This window comes from Deltaproteobacteria bacterium IMCC39524 (assembly GCA_029667085.1).
GTDB lineage: Bacteria > Desulfobacterota > Desulfuromonadia > Desulfuromonadales > BM103 > M0040.
The window spans coordinates 763,711-781,602 of the sequence record JARUHJ010000001.1 but is presented as its reverse complement, the minus strand read 5'-3'; the positions used below and the strand labels follow the sequence as shown (position 1 = coordinate 781,602).

Below are 17,892 nucleotides of genomic sequence, written 5' to 3'. Positions count from 1 at the left end.
TCTCGCCGGCAGAGATGAGCGTTTTAAATCACACTTAAATCATTCGGCAGCCTGGCTACCCGTTGAACTTGGGCCCATGGCTTTGCGTCACCAGGTCTCCCTGGTTTTGCCTTTTTCGAAAATATTTCTTTTATTATTTAGCAGGTTACATGCCAAGCCTTTAGTTGGGGTATGTTTTTCATTGGTTTGATAGGCTCAACTTGCCGGAATTATTCAACCAATAAAAACTTTCGGTCTGGTGTTGTTTTTCTTCTTCAACAAGGGCTGAAATTTTCCTCAAACTTGAGGTGTGTTTTATTTGTCACCTTTAGTACGCACAATAGCCACACACAAAAGATCAGCCATAAAACTAAAGTTTTATGGAACGCGTTATCGTCACATTGATCCTAACGTTGTAGGAGATTTTAAATACATAAACGTCGGCCGAGAAAAGCTGAAATCGAAAAAAAATAACGCAAAAACATTAATTTAGCCGTCATTTGCTTGCGCCAATAATATTTGATGATAGGTTTTAACAATGGAATCATGTCAGTAGGTTTCAAGGAGCCCATCCTGAGGCTTTGAGGAGAGTGGGTGTTACGTGGGAGATGGGAGGAGGCTATGGAAGTAAGCGTCGCTATCTGTTGTCAAGTCCATTTATATGCTGAAGGTATTTGCAAACTTTTAGAAGAAGATGACGAAATTAACGTTTTAGGAGTTTCTACCGAAAACGGTGGCCTTGAGAGCTTAATCGGTATGCATCCAGATATCATCGTGGCCGACCTGGAAAACTGCAAAAAAGTTATAGATTTGTTGCCTGGCACAGAAAGAAAGTGCGTCCTACTCCTAAACGATAAAGAAATTTCTCTCGACGGTGGTGATCTTCGATTGATGATTGCAGAGGGGCTTGGTGGTCTTTTACCAAGAGAGTCGGATAGCCGATTGTTCAGAAAGGCCATAAAGAAGCTTAACGAAGGGGAGCTTTGGATTGATCGCCAGACACTGAAAGAGGTCTTTAGTAGTAAGCAGGTAAGTCAGAAAGTTCAGCTGACGAAGAAAGAAGTTGAGATTTTGGAATGCATCTGTGAAGGTTTAACGAACAAGGAAATCGCTAACAAGTTGTATATCTGTGAGCAGACAGTCAAGTCACATTGTAATCATCTCTTTAAGAAGTTCGGTGTAACAAGCCGACTTAAGTTGGCCGTTTCCGCACCGGCCCACTTATCTGGAATGGCCAACTTACACTAGATTGATGATTGCATTTTACTGATATGTTTAAAAAAATAGCTGTTCCAGAAGTCTTAATAATCTGCTCTTTATGAACCTTCGTGTTTCCTTCAAATATTGTTGAGCTGTTAAATTAGCTATAATTTAACAGCCCCCTTTTAGGGGACTGAAGAGTCTGGAATTTAGCCTAGGGGAGCGTTAGTTCTTCACTCGTATGTTCTATAGACCGCTTCGGTAATGGTTTTTTTCGCTATCTGCTTTTCCCTCTTTTTTTTATTGAGTACGATCTTCTTTGAGATCTTCTTCCGATCTTTGAATCGATATGCTGATCTCTTGCATATTCACTTCTCTATTGCCAGGAGGATTAATATTGTCACCGACTAATTTCTGAACTGAAAGCACGAGTCACACCAAACAAAAAGTCATACAAATACCTTTAACCATTGAGAAAAAGGCCTAAAACAAATTTGACAAACGTAACCTAACTGATAGCATTGAAGCGTTATTAAATCCACCAACTTTTGACTGGATTGAAGTGTAACCCAAGTTTGGGCTTTTTTTGTTTTCGAACAAAATCGACGATGAGATTGATTCACTTGAATAGTTGTTATCATCAAGTAAGGAGGAGAATCATGCGTTTGTCTACTCTATGTATGCTTATCATGGTTTTGGTGTTGTCAACGGGAAATGCGTGGTGTCAGGAAACCGAAACTGCGGTCTTGAGCGACGCGACGGTAGAGGCAACAGACGCAGCCGTTCCGCCAATTGATGTGGTGGATACAATAGGCATAGGTACAGAAGGATATGGATCTCCTGTGAGAAGTGACCGGATTGTTTCTGGAGAGGTCCTTGGTGCCCGCACAGGGTATGTCCATCCCTTCTTGTCAGTTGGTGGATTCTACACCGACAATTTATTCGAGACGGACGGGAACAAGAAGTCAGACAACGTAGCAATTATCACTCCCGGTATTTGGTTTGCTTTGCCGGAAATGCGACAGAAGTTGATAGAAGTCGACACTATGAACACGGCCCCTGGTGGGCTTGCCTTGAGTCGCTTTCGTACAGAAGGCTCTCGACGCTTTCAAGGTTATGCTCTTTACCGCGCTGATATTCGCAAACATGATAAATACTCAGATGATGACCGAACCGACCACCGTGCTGAAGGGTCTTTTAAGGTTAACCTCAGAGGCGGTCTCTCTCTGGAGATGCTTGATGTCTACGAAATCAACAGAGACCCCTATGGAACGGGTGGAACGCCTGACCGTAGGCTTGATAAGTTCGATGCAAACCTTTATCAGACTATTCTTGTCTATCAGTTCACACCGAAAACTTCGTTGCGGTTAGATTATGGCAACTACTACCTTGATTACGATAAAGATCGGAACCAATATCGCAATCGCACAGATAACAGCGTCTCAGCATATCTTTTTTACGACCTGACACCCAAAACTTCAGTTTTCATTCAAGCCGAATATATCTCTATCGATTATGATGAAGACATCAACAGTGATAGCGATGTGATGAATTATTTCATTGGTGCCCAAATGAGAACCTCTAAAAAATTGCGTGGCCGAGTAAAGCTTGGTTATGGTGGCATGGACTATGATGACAACAATCTGGATGATCGGAATGAATTGCTGGCTGAGGCCCGCTTGGATTATTTTTTTACTCCCAAAACATCCTTCTACCTGAGGGGTAGTCGCGGATTAATCGTGAGTGATTCCATAGGCACAAACAGTATCCTCACCTACCGTACTCAGCTTGGCTACCGGCAGCGCTTCACGCCCAAATTGCGCGGGGAAATGGCTTTCAAGTATGTGAACAATGATTATAAAGATAATATTCTTGTTGGTATTGAAGCCAACAAACGCGAAGATGATAGTTATGGTTTTGTTGCCGCCGTCGGTTATACCGTCACCCGTTGGCTGAATGCCAGTGTCGGCTATGAATATGAAGAACGCGACTCCAACCTTGACGACAATGACTATACGAGTAACAGAGTATTTGTGCGTTTGACTGCAGCCCTTTGATAAACACCCTGCGTGAAACAGGGGAGTGATTGAAAGTTGTTAGTCATTACAACGCACAATCACAGAATCAACCTTCCAGAAACCGTAGTCTTCGGCACTCCCGGAGACCCTTGCATTACCCTCAAAGGTCGTAGAACCGAATGAGTTGGTTTTGCTTACATTATCTGTAATGGTCGCTTTCAGTCCATTGTCATTCGTAGCCGTGGCTGTAACAGACATGTCCTTACAGCGTGGGCCTGAGCTGATTCGACCAGAGATACTCATGATGTCAGCGCCCAGTTTCCCAACGCTTGAAGAGATCCGATAGTCTGCTTCTGTGATATCCTTTTCAACGTCCGATTGATCCTTTGCCGGCTCAGGTTTGGTTTGAGTTGCTGTTTTCTGCTTCAGCATCTCTTTCTGCCGTTTTTCCTCGCGAGCTTTCTCTGCTTTAAGTACTGCTTCCGATTTCTGAACCGATATGCCGGTCCCTTGTACCTTCACTTCTTTTGCCTCTTGTGAGTAGGGCTTGTCACTAAAGTGAACGGATCCGTTTTCATCGACCCATTTGTAAATTTTAGCATTAACAGAAGTCGACAGCAGAATGAAGGCTGATATCAAAAAAAATTTCTTCATAGAGTCCTCGAGGAAGATTGACGTGATTTCTTATCATAATAAAGATTGGCTGATTGTTTCCACATAAAAACTTGCCGAGCTTTAAAGGGTGCGATCCTATGGTGATTTATCATAGTTGAAGGCATCTCTGATTCTATCCGCTATAATACTTTAAGTAGTTATCCTGTTGATTGTTACATATAAAGCTGCCGGGGAGGGATTGATGGATTTTCAGCTTAGTGAAGAACAAAACCTGATTCGCAATATGGTGCGTAGTTTTGCCGAGCAGGAGGTTTTGCAGAGCGCTGCAGAACGTGATGAAGAAGAACGTTTTGATCGTGAGTTGATGTTCGACAAACTCGGTGAGCTTGGCCTGGCTGGGATGATCATCCCCGAGCAATTCGGCGGCGCCGGTGCCGATTACATCAGTTACGCTATTGCTATTGAGGAGCTCTCCCGGGTCTGTGCTTCTACAGGCGTAACTCTCTCCGCACATCTTTCCCTCTGCGCCAACCCCATCTATATCTTTGGTAACGACCAGCAAAAGCAAACGTACCTGTTGCCTCTGGCCGAGGGTTCTAAGCTTGGAGCTTTTGCTCTCACCGAGCCCTCCGCAGGTTCTGATGCAGGCGGCACCAAAACCACCGCGGTTCTCGATGGTGATGAGTGGCTCATCAACGGTAGTAAAATCTTCACCACCAATGGCGGTGATGCAGACACCTATATTGTCTTTGCCCGGACCGATAAAGAGGCTGAAAAGCATCACGGTATCAGTGCTTTTATCATCGAGAAAGGCGCGCCTGGATTCTCTTTCGGCAAAAAAGAGAAGAAGATGGGGATTCGTTCTTCTCCCACCCTGGAATTGGTTTTTGAAAATTGCCGAATTGCCAAAGAGGCTTTGCTTGGTGAAGAGGGACAGGGCTTCCGGATCGCCATGAAGACCCTTGATGGGGGCCGTGTCGGCATTGCGGCACAGGCTCTTGGCATTGCTCAAGGGGCCCTGGATGCGTCTTTAGTCTACTCAAAAGAACGCAAACAGTTCGATACTCCAATAGCGGCTTTTCAGGGTGTGCAGTTTCAATTGGCCGATATGGCGACCCAGGTCGAAGCGGCGAGGTTGGTTGTTTACAATGCCGCCTACCGGGCCAGTCATGGGCTCAGCTATTCAAAAGAGTCAGCGATGGCCAAGCTCTTTGCCAGTGAAACGGCGATGAAGGTGACGACTCAGGCGGTACAGATTCATGGTGGTTATGGTTACACCCGAGAATTTCCTGTAGAGCGCATGATGCGCGATGCCAAAATCACGGAAATTTACGAGGGGACCAGTGAGATTCAGCGGATGGTTATTGGCTCTCTGTTGGTAAAGTGAGTTTGCTTGTTTCGTCAGAAATGTGAATCTTGCAGTACTGCTTCATGTTGTCTGTTGGGCATTGTATATAAGGACCTGGGGGCTCTCAAGATAGTGGGCCCCTTTTTTTATGCCAGTTCATGGCGATCACAAGAGGGTTTCAAGCTGGCGATTGAAATTTAAAACAAACTTCGCAATGGTCTCAACCGATGTTAATTTCTCTTTTGATTCATCGCATAACCAGGTCACCGAGTCTTCGTTGACAGCTGTGACGATCTTGTCGGTATCAAACTCCGTGAGATGTTCGAGTACGTACCTTCCCGTGGCGTTGATGCTCAGGTTCTGGCGCGTCTCCAAGAAGGTGCGAAAAATTAATCGCCCAATCGGGGTGCGATAGGATGTGGCGAGAGGGTCGGTGACCGTCCCGCAGTTGCGGCAGACAATATCGAAGTATTGTTCGAGCTGAGCCTGATCGATCGATTCTTTGCTGTTGCTTTTTCCTGTGCTCGCAGGCTGCAGAGTGGCAGGAACAGGCAAACCATGTTCTTTGAGCAGCTCAACGACAGCTTCCGGGTAAATGAATGTTCCTGCGAGGAACGGCTCTGTTTCACCACGTTGGTCCATGATATGAACAACCAATGCGTGAAGCATTTGTTCGATGCTGTCGGTGCGGTCGACGGCTGTTAAGCTAACTTTACGCAATGCGACGGATATGTTCTTATAATCGCCGTAATATGTGTCGCGTCGAAACACTGTCAAAAGGTCTGCAGCAAAAAAGAGGTCTTTCATTCCGAGTCCTTAAAAGAGGCAAACAATTATTCACCATCAGTTTATATCTTTAAAAGCAAAGGTCTTCAATACTTTGATTGAAGATCTGGTAATTATTTAGTTTAATGTGAGAGTAGAAACAGGGGAGGGGTACCAATATCGGATTGCCCCAATTCCAACTCTTGGATAGGGAGAAAAAATGCCAAAGCAGGTTATGTTTATCATCTTTATCGCTGTAATCATTCTCGCGGGCTTTTTGGCCTATACACAGTTGCAGATGTTGAGTTAGTGGCTTTAGCTGTTTCCGTGGATTTGTTTGACGGATAAAATGACCCAATAAGAAAGATAAAGAATGGATTCAAATTTACTGGTTAGGGCCATTGCCCTGAGCCTTATGTGCTTGCTGGCCTCTTGTTCGGAAGATAACGTTTCGCCAAAATGCGACAATGAGACCGTTCTGGCGGGTGTTAAAGGCGCTTTGTATCGCGATATTGCTCAAGGTGGTGATCAGCGCAGATTTTATAATTCTTTAGATTTTAAAGACATTGAAACCGTCAAAATCACCGAGGAAGGAAGAATGTGTACCGCCAGGTTGATGCTTATAAAAAAGTATTATTTGCCGATTAACTATGAAGTCGCTGTCGATGACAAAGAATATTATGTGACCTTCTCCGGTATCAATGAAGGTTCCAGGGAAAACATCTATAAAGTTGTCAACGGTATGCGCCCCGATCTTGGCACTGAACAGTAGTGGAATCGAGTCGGTGTGGGTGTAGAGAAAAGCTGCAACGAAGCACTAAAATATCCTCTCCCTGCTGCGGATTGTCGTGTATGATGCCCGTATATTAGCAGCAACTATTGAATCGTGAACCCCAATTTAACAATTTCTTCGAGACTACATGATCCCCTACAATTCAATTCTTATTGAGATCGCGATTCCTGTTCTGCTGATGCTGGGCCTGGAACGCTTCGCCGTGGTCCGTTTTCTCCGCACACCCAAACAGATCGCTTGGGTCCGCAGCCGCTCCTGGCTCCATCCCAACGCCATCAGCCGGGCCCGTTACCCCATGGGATTTATCTCCGTCATGTTCCTGCATATGGGCTATCCGCGGCTTTGTTTTCTCTTCTTCACCTTCTGGATGATCACCGATATCACCGATGGCGATATCGCCCGCAAGTGCGACCTGCACACCGAAGAGGGGGAGTCGATAGACCCCTTCTCCGATAAACTGATGTACTCTCCCATGCTGGTCTACCTGGCCTGGCGAGGATGGCTGGATCCGGTGCTGGTGTCCCTGTTTCTGGCTTTTGATATCACCGGCCAGGTCTCCAGGCGTTTCACTAAGATCAAGGCGGCGAACCTGTTCGGTAAAGCCAAGACGTTTCTTGTGGTCGTGCTCCTGATTGTCGTTGGTCTCGTTTGGATCTATGGTCCGCTGCCGTTCCTCGGCCGCACGATCCTGCCGCTTTTAGGTATTTGCACAGGCCTCGCCTTTTGCTCCACGGCCTTCAAGCTTGTCCCTAATTACTGGTATGCCAATATCCTGAGCATTATGAATCTGCTCTGTGGCCTCGCAGGTTGTTGGGTGGTGCTCGCCGGCCATCCCCTGGTCTACGCCCTCGGCCTGGTGTTCCTGGGACAGTTTCTTGATCTCTTCGACGGCCGTGCTGCAGAAAGGTGGGGGTCTACTCCTAAAGGGGAGATCTTCGACGATGTCGCCGACGGGACGAGCTTCGGTCTCACCACCGGTCTGATCGCCGCCGCATCGTTTAGTCACACGTGGGTCGGAATTGTGCTGGGGTGTGTGTACGTTGCTGCTACGGTGTATCGCCTGATTCGCTTTGTCGTCGAAAAAAGAAAAGAAGGCATCCTCGGTGGAGTCACCACCTTCTCGGGCTTGCCGTCACCCGCCGCCGCGCTGGTCGTGGGCACGACCTGTGTGTTAATTGCCAACGATGCGACCAGCGGCATTATCATTGTCATAACCGCTCTGCTGATGGTCTCCCGGGTTCCTTATGCCCACTTCGGTCGTTCCATATTGCCGAAAATTCCCAAAGTCGTGCGGGTACTTTTCCTCGGCGTGTTTCTTTTCCTTTTGGCCCTGGGCGTCCATCGTGATCACTATACCGTGCCCCTCATCCTCTCCTTTGTCCCGGCCATGGGTTATCTGGTCTCTCCTCTGTTTGGACTCATAACCAGAAAGCGTAGGGCATAGGAAGCTTTATGGTTCTATAACCCCAAAAAAATGTTTAATGCAGAGTCGGAAAGAACGCAGAGGGAAAACCCTTTAAACGTTTAAGAATGCTTTAGTTCTGATTATTGCTCTCTGCTCCTCCGCGTCTTTGCGTTAATAAATAGTCCCAGTTTACTTGCCTTTTTTTTGTGATAGGTCCGAAGATTAAAGACAGCAAAACGGGAGCACATAAATTGTGTAACTCGTTTCAAGCGTTATAATAAGCATGGAGGTTAACGAATGAGAGGTCTTTTGCTTAGATGGCTTATTCTCACCTTGGCCATTATGACAGCCGCCTATCTGTTCCCCGGAATTCATGTCAGCGGTTTCGGTTCCGCGCTCTTTGCCGCTCTAGTGCTGGGGATTCTGAATGCGTTTTTCCGACCGATTCTGTTCATCCTGACTCTACCGATTAATGTGTTATCCCTGGGTCTCTTCACGTTTGTGATTAATGCTGTGTTGCTGTTGATGACTTCGGGCGTTATTGGCGGTCTCGTGGTGGACGGATTTGCTTCCGCCCTGTTCGGTTCCCTGATCATCAGCCTGGTCAGCTTGCTGCTCAGTTCGTTTGTCAGCGATCGGGGCCGAGTCGAATCACTCGATATCGAACTGCAGCGACGCCGTGGCAATCACTGGGAGTAGTGATGGCTTCTTTATCTGTTAAACACTGTGAAGTCTGCAGGTTAGGTGCCCCTCTGGCGACCCGGCAGGAGATCGCCGAATATATGTCTCAACTCGCTGGCTGGCAAATGCTTGAGGTTGCCGGTGTTAATCATTTACAAAAAGTCTATAGCTTTAAAAACTTCGCACAGGCGCTAAAGTTTACCAACCAGGTCGGAGCAATCGCCGAAGCAGAAAATCATCACCCGGCCATACTGACAGAGTGGGGCAAGGTGACCGTGACCTGGTGGACTCACAAGATCGCCGGGTTACATGCCAATGACTTTATCATGGCGGCAAAAACTGATGATCTCCTTTGAACAACTCTTCATAAAGATCCCCATCCTCCTCCTCATCATATCCCTTGTCACCCTTTGCTTGGCACCTTTGTCTGCTGCAGAACAACCCTTTGCATGCGCTCCGACTCTGGAAGATGAAATGGGCCCCTTCTATAAGCCTGGAGCGCCTTATCGTCATAGCGTCGGTACGGGCTACCTGTTGTTTGGTACGGTCAAGTCGGCAGTGGATTGCAAGCCGGTCTCCGCTGCGATGATTGAACTCTGGATGACTGGACCGGAAGGTCAGTATGGAGATGAATGGTGGGCCACTCTCTTTAGCGCCAAGAACGGCACTTACTATTTTACGAGTCATGCCGCAACCGAGTTTGGCAGTCGCCGCCCGCATATTCATATCAGGGTGTCAGCCGAAGGCTTTAAGCCGATGGTGACACAGCATTATCCTGTTAAAAATGCAGGGGAGGGGCAATTCGATCTGGTACTGATACCACTGACTGGGCTCGAGTAGTGATGATGGAAAACGGGGACACACAATTTGTGTGTCCCCGCTGATTGTTTGTCTTTATCGTAAATCTTCATCCCTGAGCCGAAAGAATCATTAATCTCCTGCGACTGGCGGCAGCGATTTCAGTTTCCAGATCTCCTGATTATACTCGGCAATCGTGCGGTCCGAGGAAAACCGGCCGCTGGCGGCAGTGTTGAGGATGCTCATGCGGGTCCATTGTTTCTGGTCTTTATAGGCCTCCGAGACCTGTTTCTGCGCATCGATGTAGCTGCGGAAGTCGACTGTTGTCATCCACGGGTCGTCCGGGCTGGTGATTGCATGCAGAATCGGGTCGAAGATGCCGGGCTCGAATTGGTTAAAGTGACCACTCTTGATCAGTTGTACCACCCGGTGCAGATCTTCGTCGGCTGCGATGATTGCCGCGGGGTCAAAATGACCACGCAGCTCGTCTACTTCTTCTGCTGAGAGACCGAAGAGGAAGAAGTTCTCCGCTCCCACCTCCTCACGAATCTCGATGTTGGCGCCGTCAAGGGTGCCGATAGTTAAAGCGCCGTTCATCATGAACTTCATGTTGCCGGTTCCGGAGGCCTCTTTGCCGGCGGTGGAAACCTGCTCCGAGAGGTCAGCTCCCGGGGTGATGATCTCCATGGTTGTCACCCGGTAGTTGGGCAGAAAGGCAAGTCGCAACCGGTCGCTGGTGACCGCATCGTTGTTGATTACGGCAGCGACGTTGTTGATCAGCTTGATAATGCGCTTGGCCATATAGTAGCCGGGTGCAGCCTTACCACCTATGAGAACGCAGCGGGGTGTCCAGTTGCTGTCATCTCCCCGCTTAAGACGGTCATAGAGGTGAATGACGTGCAGGACGTTGAGTAATTGACGCTTGTACTCATGAATACGCTTGACCTGTACATCAAAAATCGCCTCAAGGTTGAAGGTGACGCCGCATTCGGTCTCGACCATCTTCGCCAGTCGCCGCTTGTTCTCCTGCTTCACCTCCCGCCAGCGGTTACAGAAATTCTCTTCGTTAATGAACTGAGCCAGGCGGGTCAGTCGGGAGAGGTTGGAGGTCCAGTCATCACCAATCGTCTCCGTGATCAGTTGGGAGAGGTCCGGGTTGCATAGGGAGAGCCAGCGACGTGGGGTAACGCCGTTGGTCTTGTTGTTGAACTTCTCCGGCCAGAGCGCGTAAAAGTCCTTAAACAGGCCTTCTATGAGCAGCTGTGAGTGGAGGGCTGCGACACCGTTAACGGAGAAGCTGGCAACGATGGCGAGGTAGGCCATGCGCACCTGTGGTTCTTTGCCTTCCTCTATGATCGACATGCGGCGTTGCCTTTCGGCGTCACCGGGCCAGCGCCGGGCAACCTTGGCCAGGAAGGCAGCGTTGATTTCAAAGATGATGTCAAGCAAACGCGGCAGCAGCCGGGCGAAAGTCGCCACAGGCCAGCGCTCAAGGGCTTCGGGCAACAAGGTGTGGTTGGTGTAGGCCATGGTGGCGCTGGTGATCTTCCAGGCGTCCTCCCACACCAGTCCATGCTCGTCCATGAGCAGGCGCATCAGTTCGGGCACAGCGCAACTCGGATGGGTGTCGTTGAGCTGGAAGCGGTTCTTCTCGGCAAAGTCGGTAAAGTCTTCTCCGTGAGTGCCGACCCAGCGGGCGAGGATGTCCTGCAGACTGGCCGAGGCGAGAAAATACTGCTGGCGCAGGCGCAGCTCCTTGCCGCTCTCACTGGAGTCGTTGGGATAAAGGACCAGGGTAATCAGTTCGGCCGAGTTTTTTGCCGCCACCGATTCGGGATAGAGGCCGGCGTTGAACTCACCGAGGTCGAATTCGTCTGTTGAACAGGCTTTCCAGAGCCTTAAGGTGTTAACGGTGCCGTTGTGGTAACCCGGGATCGGCACGTCGTAGGGAACCGCCAGCACATCATGGGTCTCCACCCAGCGCGGCCGACTGCTGCCGTTGGTACGTGCCCACTCCGTGCGTCCTTCAAAGCGCACTCGCTGGGTATACTCGGGCCGCTCCAACTCCCAGGGGTTGCCCTCGCGCAACCAGTGGTCGGGTTCTTCAACCTGCTCACCACCGTTGATCAGCTGGCGGAACATGCCGTACTCGTAGCGGATGCCGTAGCCTGTGACCGGCAGCTGCAAAGTGGCGCAGCTGTCGAGGAAACAGGCTGCCAGACGGCCCAGGCCACCGTTGCCAAGCCCGGCATCGTGTTCGTTCTCGGCCAGTTCCTCCAGCTCTAATCCCAGGCAGCGCATGGCCAACTCTGCCGTTTCATCGAGCCCGATGTTCAGGGCGGCATTACCCAGGGTGCGTCCCATCAGGAATTCCAATGACAGGTAGTAGGCATGGCTGGAATCAGCGGCTTCGTAGGCGTAGCGGGTGTTCTTCCAGCGCTCCATCAGCCGGTCTCGTAGGCTCAACACCAAGGCTTGGTAGGCGTAGTGTGACGACCGCGAGTGGCGGTCACGGCCCAGGGTGTGGGTATAGTAGCGACGAAAATCCTCCACCATGCTATGCACGTCCATGCCGAGAGAGGGTAGGTCAGTCAGGCTTGCGTCGAATTTGTGTTGTAACGTCTTAGCGTCCATTGTTTTTCCTTTATATTAAGTGGAAACTTTACCACCAAAAATATGAGTCGGTGACTCTGTTGTTAAATTTACCCTATGGAGTCTGTCCTGTCTCTCGTCATGAAAAAAAAGTATTGATCTGAAGAGCCAGGGCGAAGATAAGTCAATGTGACGCTGCCATGGTTTTAGAGTCAAGGCGTTAGGTTGCATTACTTGCCGCGTTGCGTGTCTCTGGTAAAGCGTCCCGGTTCTTAACGCCTCCTTTTTTAACCTTTTTTCTCCATATCCAGAAACGGTTTAAGCAAGTCGAGCGGTACCGGGAAGATGATCGTTGAATTTTTCTCGGTGGCGATCTCGGTCAGTGTTTGCAAGAAGCGCAGTTGCAGAGCACCGCTCTCTTTGGAGATCACCCCGGCGGCGTCGGCAAGTTTCTGTGAGGCTTGGAATTCACCTTCAGCGTGGATGACTTTGGCCCGTCGCTCACGCTCGGCCTCGGCCTGGCGGGCCATGGCGCGCTGCATCTCCTGCGGCAGGTCAACGTGCTTGATCTCAACGTTGGAGATCTTCACCCCCCAGGGATCTGTCTGGCGGTCAAGGATTTCCTGCAACTGCAGGTTAATGCGGTCGCGGTGTGAGAGCAGCTCGTCGAGTTCGCACTGGCCCAGCACGCTGCGCAAAGAGGTCTGGGCCAGTTGGCTGGTGGCATAGAGGTAGTCTTCGACCTCGATCAAAGCTTTTTCGGGCTCCACAACACGAAAGTAAAGGACCGCGTTGACCTTGACCGAGACGTTGTCCTTGGTGATTACATCCTGCGGCGGAACATCCATGGCTACGGTACGCAGGCTGACTTTGATGATTTTGTCGATCACAGGAATGACAAAGCGTAATCCCGGGCCCTTGACCATGGCGAAACGACCAAGACGGAACACGACACCGCGCTGGTATTCGAAGAGAACGCGCACGGCACTGCTGATAATGCTGATGATAAACACCAGGATAATCGCCCAGCCAATCAGATCAGTCGGAATCATAGTCTTTCTCCTTTGCCGTAGAGTCTGTGGAGTTGTCTTGGACAGCACGGACCAGCAGTCTCAGGTTGGCTTCGCTGCGTACGATTTCGATTTCGCTGCCGGAAGCGATCCGTTCATCGGCATGGGCGTCCCAATATTCACCATGCACATAGACCCGACCGCGTGGATTCAACGCCGTGACCGCCTGGCCGCGTTCTCCGATCATTCCTTCGAGTCCGGAGACGAAACGGGTCTTCTGCACGCGTACGACGAAAAAGAGGACCAGGCTGATGACACTGGCACAGGTCAACACTGTTGCAGCGATGACCGAACGTGAGATCTGCAGGTAAGGCTCAGGGCTGTCGACCAGGATCAGTGAGCCGAAGGTCAGCGCGATCAGGCCGCCGACTGTGAGCATGCCGTAGGAGACCACCTTGATCTCGAGGATAAAGAGGATGATGGCGAGCAGAATCAGCAGAACGCCAATATAGTTAACCGGAAGGGTCTGGAAACCGAGAAAGGCGAGCAGCAGTGCGAGGGAGCCGATGGCTCCGGGTAAAATTACGCCCGGCTGGGAGATTTCGAAGAAGATACCGAGGATGCCGAGCATCAGAAGCATGTAAGCAACATTCGGGTCGCTCAAGGTGTTGAATATTTCCTGTCGCCAGGTCATCTCAGCGTAGCTGAGCACTGCTCCACGGGTGACCAGTTTCCGGGCCTGGCCGTTGCGCAGATAAGTTCTGTCGTTGAGTTTTTTAAGGAGTTCTTGTTCATTTGTTGCGATCAGGTCGATCGCCTTGAGTTGAAGCGCCTCTTGAGCCGCGGTTGAGATTGAATCGCGTACGATCTGCTCGGCCCAATCACGATTTCTACCTCGTTGCTCTGCGAGACTTCGAGCGTAGGCGACCGCATCGTTTACCACCTTTTCCATCACGGTCTTGCCCTGTTCGCTGTCACCGGTTCCACCAACGCCTATCGATACCGGATGAGCCGCTCCGATATTGGTGCCGGGAGCCATTGCCGCAAAGTCCGAGGCAAGGGTGATCAGGGCCCCGGCTGAGGCTGCCCGGGCTCCCGAAGGGTAAACGTAAACGATGACCGGAATTTTAGAAGCGAGGATCTTCTGGATAATGACGCGCATCGAACTGTCGAGCCCGCCTGGCGTGTCGAGTTCAATCAGAAAGGCCTGCGCGCTGCCATTATTGGCTTCATCCAGTTCGACACTGATGAAGTCGGCCAGTACCGGGTTGATGACCCCGGCGACACGCACCACTCTGATAGTCCCAGGGACAGTGATTTCTTCGGCCTTGAGCAGTAATCCTGTGCTTAACAGCACCAGGATCACCAGGCTGCTGAGGTAGACAGGCTTTAGCATTCTTCAATCATATCAAGGCAGGCTTATGTGTCAAAAAAAGCTCGTTCTGACGGTAGGATAGAAGTGATTGTTGGCATTTTTTTCAAGATGGGGAGAATTGTTGAAGTTGCAAGACCTATGTGCCGCAGATCATTATTCTGTCGCGTTTTATTGTTGGATCTTGCATTTTTAAGGACAAGAGTGAAACCGGCGGGTTGCGTCCCGCCAGACGCCGTACTTTTGCCCGGCAGCAAAAGTAAGCAAAAGTGCCGTCTCCTAGCGGAGGGCATATTCTTTCGCCTGATTTCAGTGGTTTCTATAAAATGAAGAGAATGGAATCCGGCCCGTTTCAGGGGGGCCTCTCAGTACTGCTTTTTTACAGCAAGAAAATAAACAACACCAAACGTGCAAGCAAACACTGCTGAAGAGGACCTCAAGGGCCTCGGGGCTAACGGGGGAAGCGTAGGCCACTAAAATCTTGTTACTTAGATTTTTACCAGTAGACCACCTCGCGCAAAACATGCCAAGCGCAGCGCAGCCATTTTCTGCATACTCTTTTGGGGCTTCAAAAGAGTATGGCGTCAGACGGGACGCGACCCGTCGATTTAGCTCCTATCCTTAAGCCCGGTAAAATTCAACAAAAGTGCAACAGATTAAAAGTTGTAATAAAGTCTCACACTGAATAACCAACATCAAAAACAGCCTGACAGGATGGACAGACAAAGAGCCACTTGGTGGTGTCCTGTTCCTTTCTGAAGGCGGAATGAAAACCATCTTTGTAGCCGCATAAAGGGCAAATCTTGAACTCATCAGTTATCGTGACCCTGTGAATCTCTTCGCTCATAGGTTCTCCCTCGAATAAAGGGCACAATAATTAATTTTATTGCGCCCCTTTAAAACAATATGTGGCATCTCTACTACCAGCCCGTGGCCGCTTCGTTGGCAAGGACAATGGCCAATTTGTCCTGAACCTGGTTCAAGCGTTGAGCTGTGAGTGCAGCGATGTTGCGCATGAAGATATAGGCCAGGTGGTAGTTGGTTTCGAAGAGCTTCTCGAGAGTTTCCCGGTCGATTTCAAGCAGTCTGGTTTCGCCGTTGCAATAGCCGGAGAGCCGGTACTGATATGGCGGCACAATCATCGACCAACCGACGGTTGACCCGGGTTTGAGTGACGCGATGGTCGTGTCGGCGTTCTCCCTCTGCGGCATCTCAAAGTGGAGGCTGATCCCTCCGCTTAAGATCAGGTAAAGCTTTTTGGCCTCTGACTGCTCCATGAACAACCGGGTGCCATCTTTGTAGGTTTTCTCCTGACACTGGCGCAAAAAAGCTGTTGTTTCGTCTGGAGCCAAACCTTTAAAGAGACCCTCTGCAAACAATGCCGTGGTATTACTCATAAACACCTCCCTTTCTTGCGTCGAATAGCAAGCAGCCAATACAGCCCATATATTCTAATAATACCTGTTTTTTCAGCGATTGCATGTCTATGCAACAGTTTATGCACACAGCTACAGGTTCAAATTTATTTGTAAAGGTTTGGAAGGAATAACTTTTGGGCCCGCTGGGATATGGATTGCAGGGTACGGGATGCACTCCGGTGGTGACGTGCACATCAGATAAGATGTGTTCCGCTATAAAATGTTTAACAAGGATGCAGGGGGCTAAAAGGGGTCGCCCCTTAGGGCACAAACCACAAACCACAAACCACAAACCACAAACCACAAACCACAAACCACAAACCACGTCCCGCATTCAGAACTTTGGATTACGCACCTGTATCTTGATCATCCAACCTCAACAACAAAGAAAAAACCGTACCGTCACTATCAGTACTGGTGAAGGACGCATCCCCACCCAGCAACTCGCTTAAATGTTTGATGCTATAGGTCCCGTTGCCCCGGCCATGTCCCTTGTCCGAAACCGACCGTTTGAAAATCTGCTTGCGAACCTTGTTGCTGATGAGCTGGTCGTTGTGTACCCAGAAGCGCAAGACAGCATGGTCTGCCTTGCAGCCGAGCGTGACAGTGCCGCCGTCGGGAGTTGCTTCGAGAGCATTGATCAGCATATTGCTGAGGACCCTGCGCAACAGCAGGGGGTCGGCGTTAAAGTCTCTGGAATTGGATTCGGACAATTGGATCTTTTTCCCTTCGGCAGCTTGATGCCGTTGCACTGTCTTGAGCATGACTTCCATAAAATCCAAGGTCTCGAGTGGTTCTGCTTTGACTTCGAGTTCATCGTGGGTGGCTTGCTCGAGCATGCGCATGGCGATGATCTCGTCGATCGAATTCTGGGTGGTTCTTTCAAGCAGTGCGCAGATCTCATCCTGGTCTTCGAAATCCCCATCTTTCATGATGCTGAGGAAGCCCTTGATGCTTGAGAGGGTGTTGAGCAGGTCATGGAAACAGATGTTTTCAAGCATCTCGCGTTTATACTTGTCGCTGATATCAACCAGACTGAGAATGGAAAACCTTTCTCCATGGAACTCCAGCGGCGTTGCCCAGACACGCAGATCGAGATTCGATGCTGTGCCGGTGAGTTCACAGTTGAGGCGACAGTCTTCACTCGAGGCTTTGCCTTTAAGGGAAAGTGAAAGCACCTTGGCAACGACACAGATACGACAGCACTCATGTTTGCCGGCATCCTGAAGGTTGTGCCGCGCATGTACACAGTGAAACGCCTCGCCCTCGGAAAGGCCCAGCAAAGGTTTTCCTCCGTCCTTGTCGATGAGTTCACGTACTGCTGGATTGGCATAAACAACCTGCCATTTTTCGTTTATGATCAGCAGCGGGTTGGGCACGGCATCGAGGAGGCTGCGTGAAACAACGCCTTCGTTGAAGAGCTCGAGCTGCAAGGTGGTGATTGATGAGCGCTTGCATTTATCGAGACGCTCCTGGTTCTGATTGGTCAGGGCAGAGGATTTTGGTTTTGTTTGCATTTTATGCTCACGCTGAAGTGACGTGATCACTGATAGGATCGCGTCATGTTAAAAGGGGTTGAAGTATGACTAATCCTATCATCAATAAGGTTTCAGGGTAAAGGTGGGGCGGTCGTATGTTTTTTCGGAATTCGCAGACAGGTACAGTTACGGATCCCTGAATCAAGAATCTGCCTCTGAAAAGCCTTGTTTCGGGTGGTTTTAGGGCTGTCACGTGCCGAATGCTGTGCCCTAAGGCTGCCTGACCTGGTTCCCGTTCTCGAACCTTGGGATAAGTATTATCTGCCTGGATTCGGTTGACCTATTGATAAATATAGCGCTTATTCATTCACTCTGTTACTTTATGGTAACTAGTGCTTAGGGTTAAGCTCTGAGTTCGGA

General features: G+C 49.7%; 16 protein-coding genes and 1 riboswitch. Of the genes, 8 read left to right on the top strand and 8 right to left on the bottom strand.

From position 1 onward, the window contains the following. Positions 1–42 precede the first annotated feature (42 nt). Positions 43–121, bottom strand: a riboswitch (cyclic di-GMP riboswitch). Positions 122–600: 479 nt separating this feature from the next. Next, entirely contained in the window at positions 601–1,227 is a 627-nt protein-coding gene (locus P9J64_03665; GenBank protein MDG5467413.1) for a response regulator transcription factor, read from the top strand. Positions 1,228–1,838: 611 nt separating this feature from the next. Then, positions 1,839–3,236 (top strand): outer membrane beta-barrel protein, encoded by a 1,398-nt coding sequence (locus P9J64_03660; protein MDG5467412.1) that lies wholly within the window; start codon positions 1,839–1,841, stop codon positions 3,234–3,236. 39 nt (positions 3,237–3,275) lie between these two features. On the opposite strand, the gene P9J64_03655 is transcribed toward P9J64_03660, so the two are convergent. After that, positions 3,276–3,851 (bottom strand): DUF4124 domain-containing protein, encoded by a 576-nt coding sequence (locus P9J64_03655; protein ID MDG5467411.1) that lies wholly within the window; start codon positions 3,849–3,851, stop codon positions 3,276–3,278. Between the two features lie 202 nt (positions 3,852–4,053). Here P9J64_03655 and P9J64_03650 point away from each other — a divergent pair, with 202 nt between their 5' ends. Further along, positions 4,054–5,199: an acyl-CoA dehydrogenase gene (locus P9J64_03650; GenBank protein ID MDG5467410.1), complete on the top strand. Its 1,146-nt coding sequence runs from the start codon at positions 4,054–4,056 to the stop codon at positions 5,197–5,199. 126 nt (positions 5,200–5,325) lie between these two features. Here P9J64_03650 and P9J64_03645 read toward each other — a convergent pair whose 3' ends face one another. Further along, positions 5,326–5,967 carry a hypothetical protein gene (locus P9J64_03645; GenBank protein ID MDG5467409.1) on the bottom strand — a complete coding sequence of 214 codons (642 nt, stop codon included), beginning with the start codon at positions 5,965–5,967 and terminating at the stop codon, positions 5,326–5,328. A gap of 331 nt (positions 5,968–6,298) precedes the next feature. On the opposite strand from P9J64_03645, the gene P9J64_03640 reads away from it, so the two are divergent. The 5 genes from P9J64_03640 (at position 6,299) to P9J64_03620 (ending at position 9,644) form a co-directional block, all read left to right on the top strand. After that, positions 6,299–6,697, top strand: a complete 399-nt coding sequence (locus tag P9J64_03640) for a hypothetical protein (GenBank protein ID MDG5467408.1) — start codon at positions 6,299–6,301, stop codon at positions 6,695–6,697. A 148-nt stretch (positions 6,698–6,845) separates the two neighbouring features. Then, positions 6,846–8,162, top strand: a complete 1,317-nt coding sequence (locus tag P9J64_03635) for a CDP-alcohol phosphatidyltransferase family protein (GenBank protein MDG5467407.1) — start codon at positions 6,846–6,848, stop codon at positions 8,160–8,162. Between the two features lie 258 nt (positions 8,163–8,420). Then, positions 8,421–8,822, top strand: coding sequence for a phage holin family protein (locus P9J64_03630; GenBank protein MDG5467406.1), 402 nt, complete (start codon positions 8,421–8,423; stop codon positions 8,820–8,822). A gap of 2 nt (positions 8,823–8,824) precedes the next feature. Then, entirely contained in the window at positions 8,825–9,160 is a 336-nt protein-coding gene (locus tag P9J64_03625) for a 4a-hydroxytetrahydrobiopterin dehydratase (protein ID MDG5467405.1), read from the top strand. Further along, a complete protein-coding gene (locus P9J64_03620) occupies positions 9,147–9,644 on the top strand; it encodes an intradiol ring-cleavage dioxygenase (protein MDG5467404.1) in 498 nt (165 codons plus the stop codon). The genes P9J64_03625 and P9J64_03620 overlap by 14 nt, the downstream gene beginning before the upstream one ends. Before the next feature lie 90 nt (positions 9,645–9,734). Here the strand turns inward: P9J64_03620 and P9J64_03615 are convergent, their stop codons facing one another. From P9J64_03615 to P9J64_03590, 6 genes are all read right to left on the bottom strand, one after another. Next, on the bottom strand, positions 9,735–12,236 hold the full coding sequence (locus P9J64_03615; protein ID MDG5467403.1) for a glycogen/starch/alpha-glucan phosphorylase: 2,502 nt from the start codon (positions 12,234–12,236) through the stop codon (positions 9,735–9,737). A 245-nt stretch (positions 12,237–12,481) separates the two neighbouring features. Next, on the bottom strand, positions 12,482–13,246 hold the full coding sequence (locus P9J64_03610; protein MDG5467402.1) for a slipin family protein: 765 nt from the start codon (positions 13,244–13,246) through the stop codon (positions 12,482–12,484). Beyond that, entirely contained in the window at positions 13,233–14,600 is a 1,368-nt protein-coding gene (locus P9J64_03605) for a nodulation protein NfeD (protein ID MDG5467401.1), read from the bottom strand. Before P9J64_03605 ends, P9J64_03610 begins: the two co-directional genes overlap by 14 nt. A 652-nt stretch (positions 14,601–15,252) precedes the next feature. Beyond that, the gene (locus tag P9J64_03600) at positions 15,253–15,423 is read right to left on the bottom strand and encodes a hypothetical protein (GenBank protein ID MDG5467400.1); all 171 of its coding nucleotides are present in this window, start codon (positions 15,421–15,423) and stop codon (positions 15,253–15,255) included. Positions 15,424–15,496: 73 nt separating this feature from the next. Next, positions 15,497–15,973: a cyclic nucleotide-binding domain-containing protein gene (locus P9J64_03595; protein ID MDG5467399.1), complete on the bottom strand. Its 477-nt coding sequence runs from the start codon at positions 15,971–15,973 to the stop codon at positions 15,497–15,499. Between the two features lie 368 nt (positions 15,974–16,341). Continuing rightward, positions 16,342–17,511 (bottom strand): PAS domain-containing sensor histidine kinase, encoded by a 1,170-nt coding sequence (locus tag P9J64_03590; protein ID MDG5467398.1) that lies wholly within the window; start codon positions 17,509–17,511, stop codon positions 16,342–16,344. Positions 17,512–17,892: the final 381 nt, after the last annotated feature.

What these genes read in the sequence shown, in the direction of transcription:
- P9J64_03640 (MDG5467408.1), top strand. Translation starts at nt 6,299, where the DNA reads ATGGATTCAAATTTACTGGTTAGGGCCATTGCCCTGAGCCTTATGTGC.
- P9J64_03635 (MDG5467407.1), top strand. Translation starts at nt 6,846, where the DNA reads ATGATCCCCTACAATTCAATTCTTATTGAGATCGCGATTCCTGTTCTG.
- P9J64_03630 (MDG5467406.1), top strand. Translation starts at nt 8,421, where the DNA reads ATGAGAGGTCTTTTGCTTAGATGGCTTATTCTCACCTTGGCCATTATG.
- P9J64_03655 (MDG5467411.1), bottom strand. Translation starts at nt 3,851, where the DNA reads ATGAAGAAATTTTTTTTGATATCAGCCTTCATTCTGCTGTCGACTTCT.
- P9J64_03605 (MDG5467401.1), bottom strand. Translation starts at nt 14,600, where the DNA reads ATGCTAAAGCCTGTCTACCTCAGCAGCCTGGTGATCCTGGTGCTGTTA.
- P9J64_03660 (MDG5467412.1), top strand. Translation starts at nt 1,839, where the DNA reads ATGCGTTTGTCTACTCTATGTATGCTTATCATGGTTTTGGTGTTGTCA.
- P9J64_03590 (MDG5467398.1), bottom strand. Translation starts at nt 17,511, where the DNA reads ATGCAAACAAAACCAAAATCCTCTGCCCTGACCAATCAGAACCAGGAG.
- P9J64_03600 (MDG5467400.1), bottom strand. Translation starts at nt 15,423, where the DNA reads ATGAGCGAAGAGATTCACAGGGTCACGATAACTGATGAGTTCAAGATT.
- P9J64_03650 (MDG5467410.1), top strand. Translation starts at nt 4,054, where the DNA reads ATGGATTTTCAGCTTAGTGAAGAACAAAACCTGATTCGCAATATGGTG.
- P9J64_03625 (MDG5467405.1), top strand. Translation starts at nt 8,825, where the DNA reads ATGGCTTCTTTATCTGTTAAACACTGTGAAGTCTGCAGGTTAGGTGCC.
- P9J64_03620 (MDG5467404.1), top strand. Translation starts at nt 9,147, where the DNA reads ATGATCTCCTTTGAACAACTCTTCATAAAGATCCCCATCCTCCTCCTC.
- P9J64_03610 (MDG5467402.1), bottom strand. Translation starts at nt 13,246, where the DNA reads ATGATTCCGACTGATCTGATTGGCTGGGCGATTATCCTGGTGTTTATC.
- P9J64_03615 (MDG5467403.1), bottom strand. Translation starts at nt 12,236, where the DNA reads ATGGACGCTAAGACGTTACAACACAAATTCGACGCAAGCCTGACTGAC.
- P9J64_03645 (MDG5467409.1), bottom strand. Translation starts at nt 5,967, where the DNA reads ATGAAAGACCTCTTTTTTGCTGCAGACCTTTTGACAGTGTTTCGACGC.
- P9J64_03595 (MDG5467399.1), bottom strand. Translation starts at nt 15,973, where the DNA reads ATGAGTAATACCACGGCATTGTTTGCAGAGGGTCTCTTTAAAGGTTTG.
- P9J64_03665 (MDG5467413.1), top strand. Translation starts at nt 601, where the DNA reads ATGGAAGTAAGCGTCGCTATCTGTTGTCAAGTCCATTTATATGCTGAA.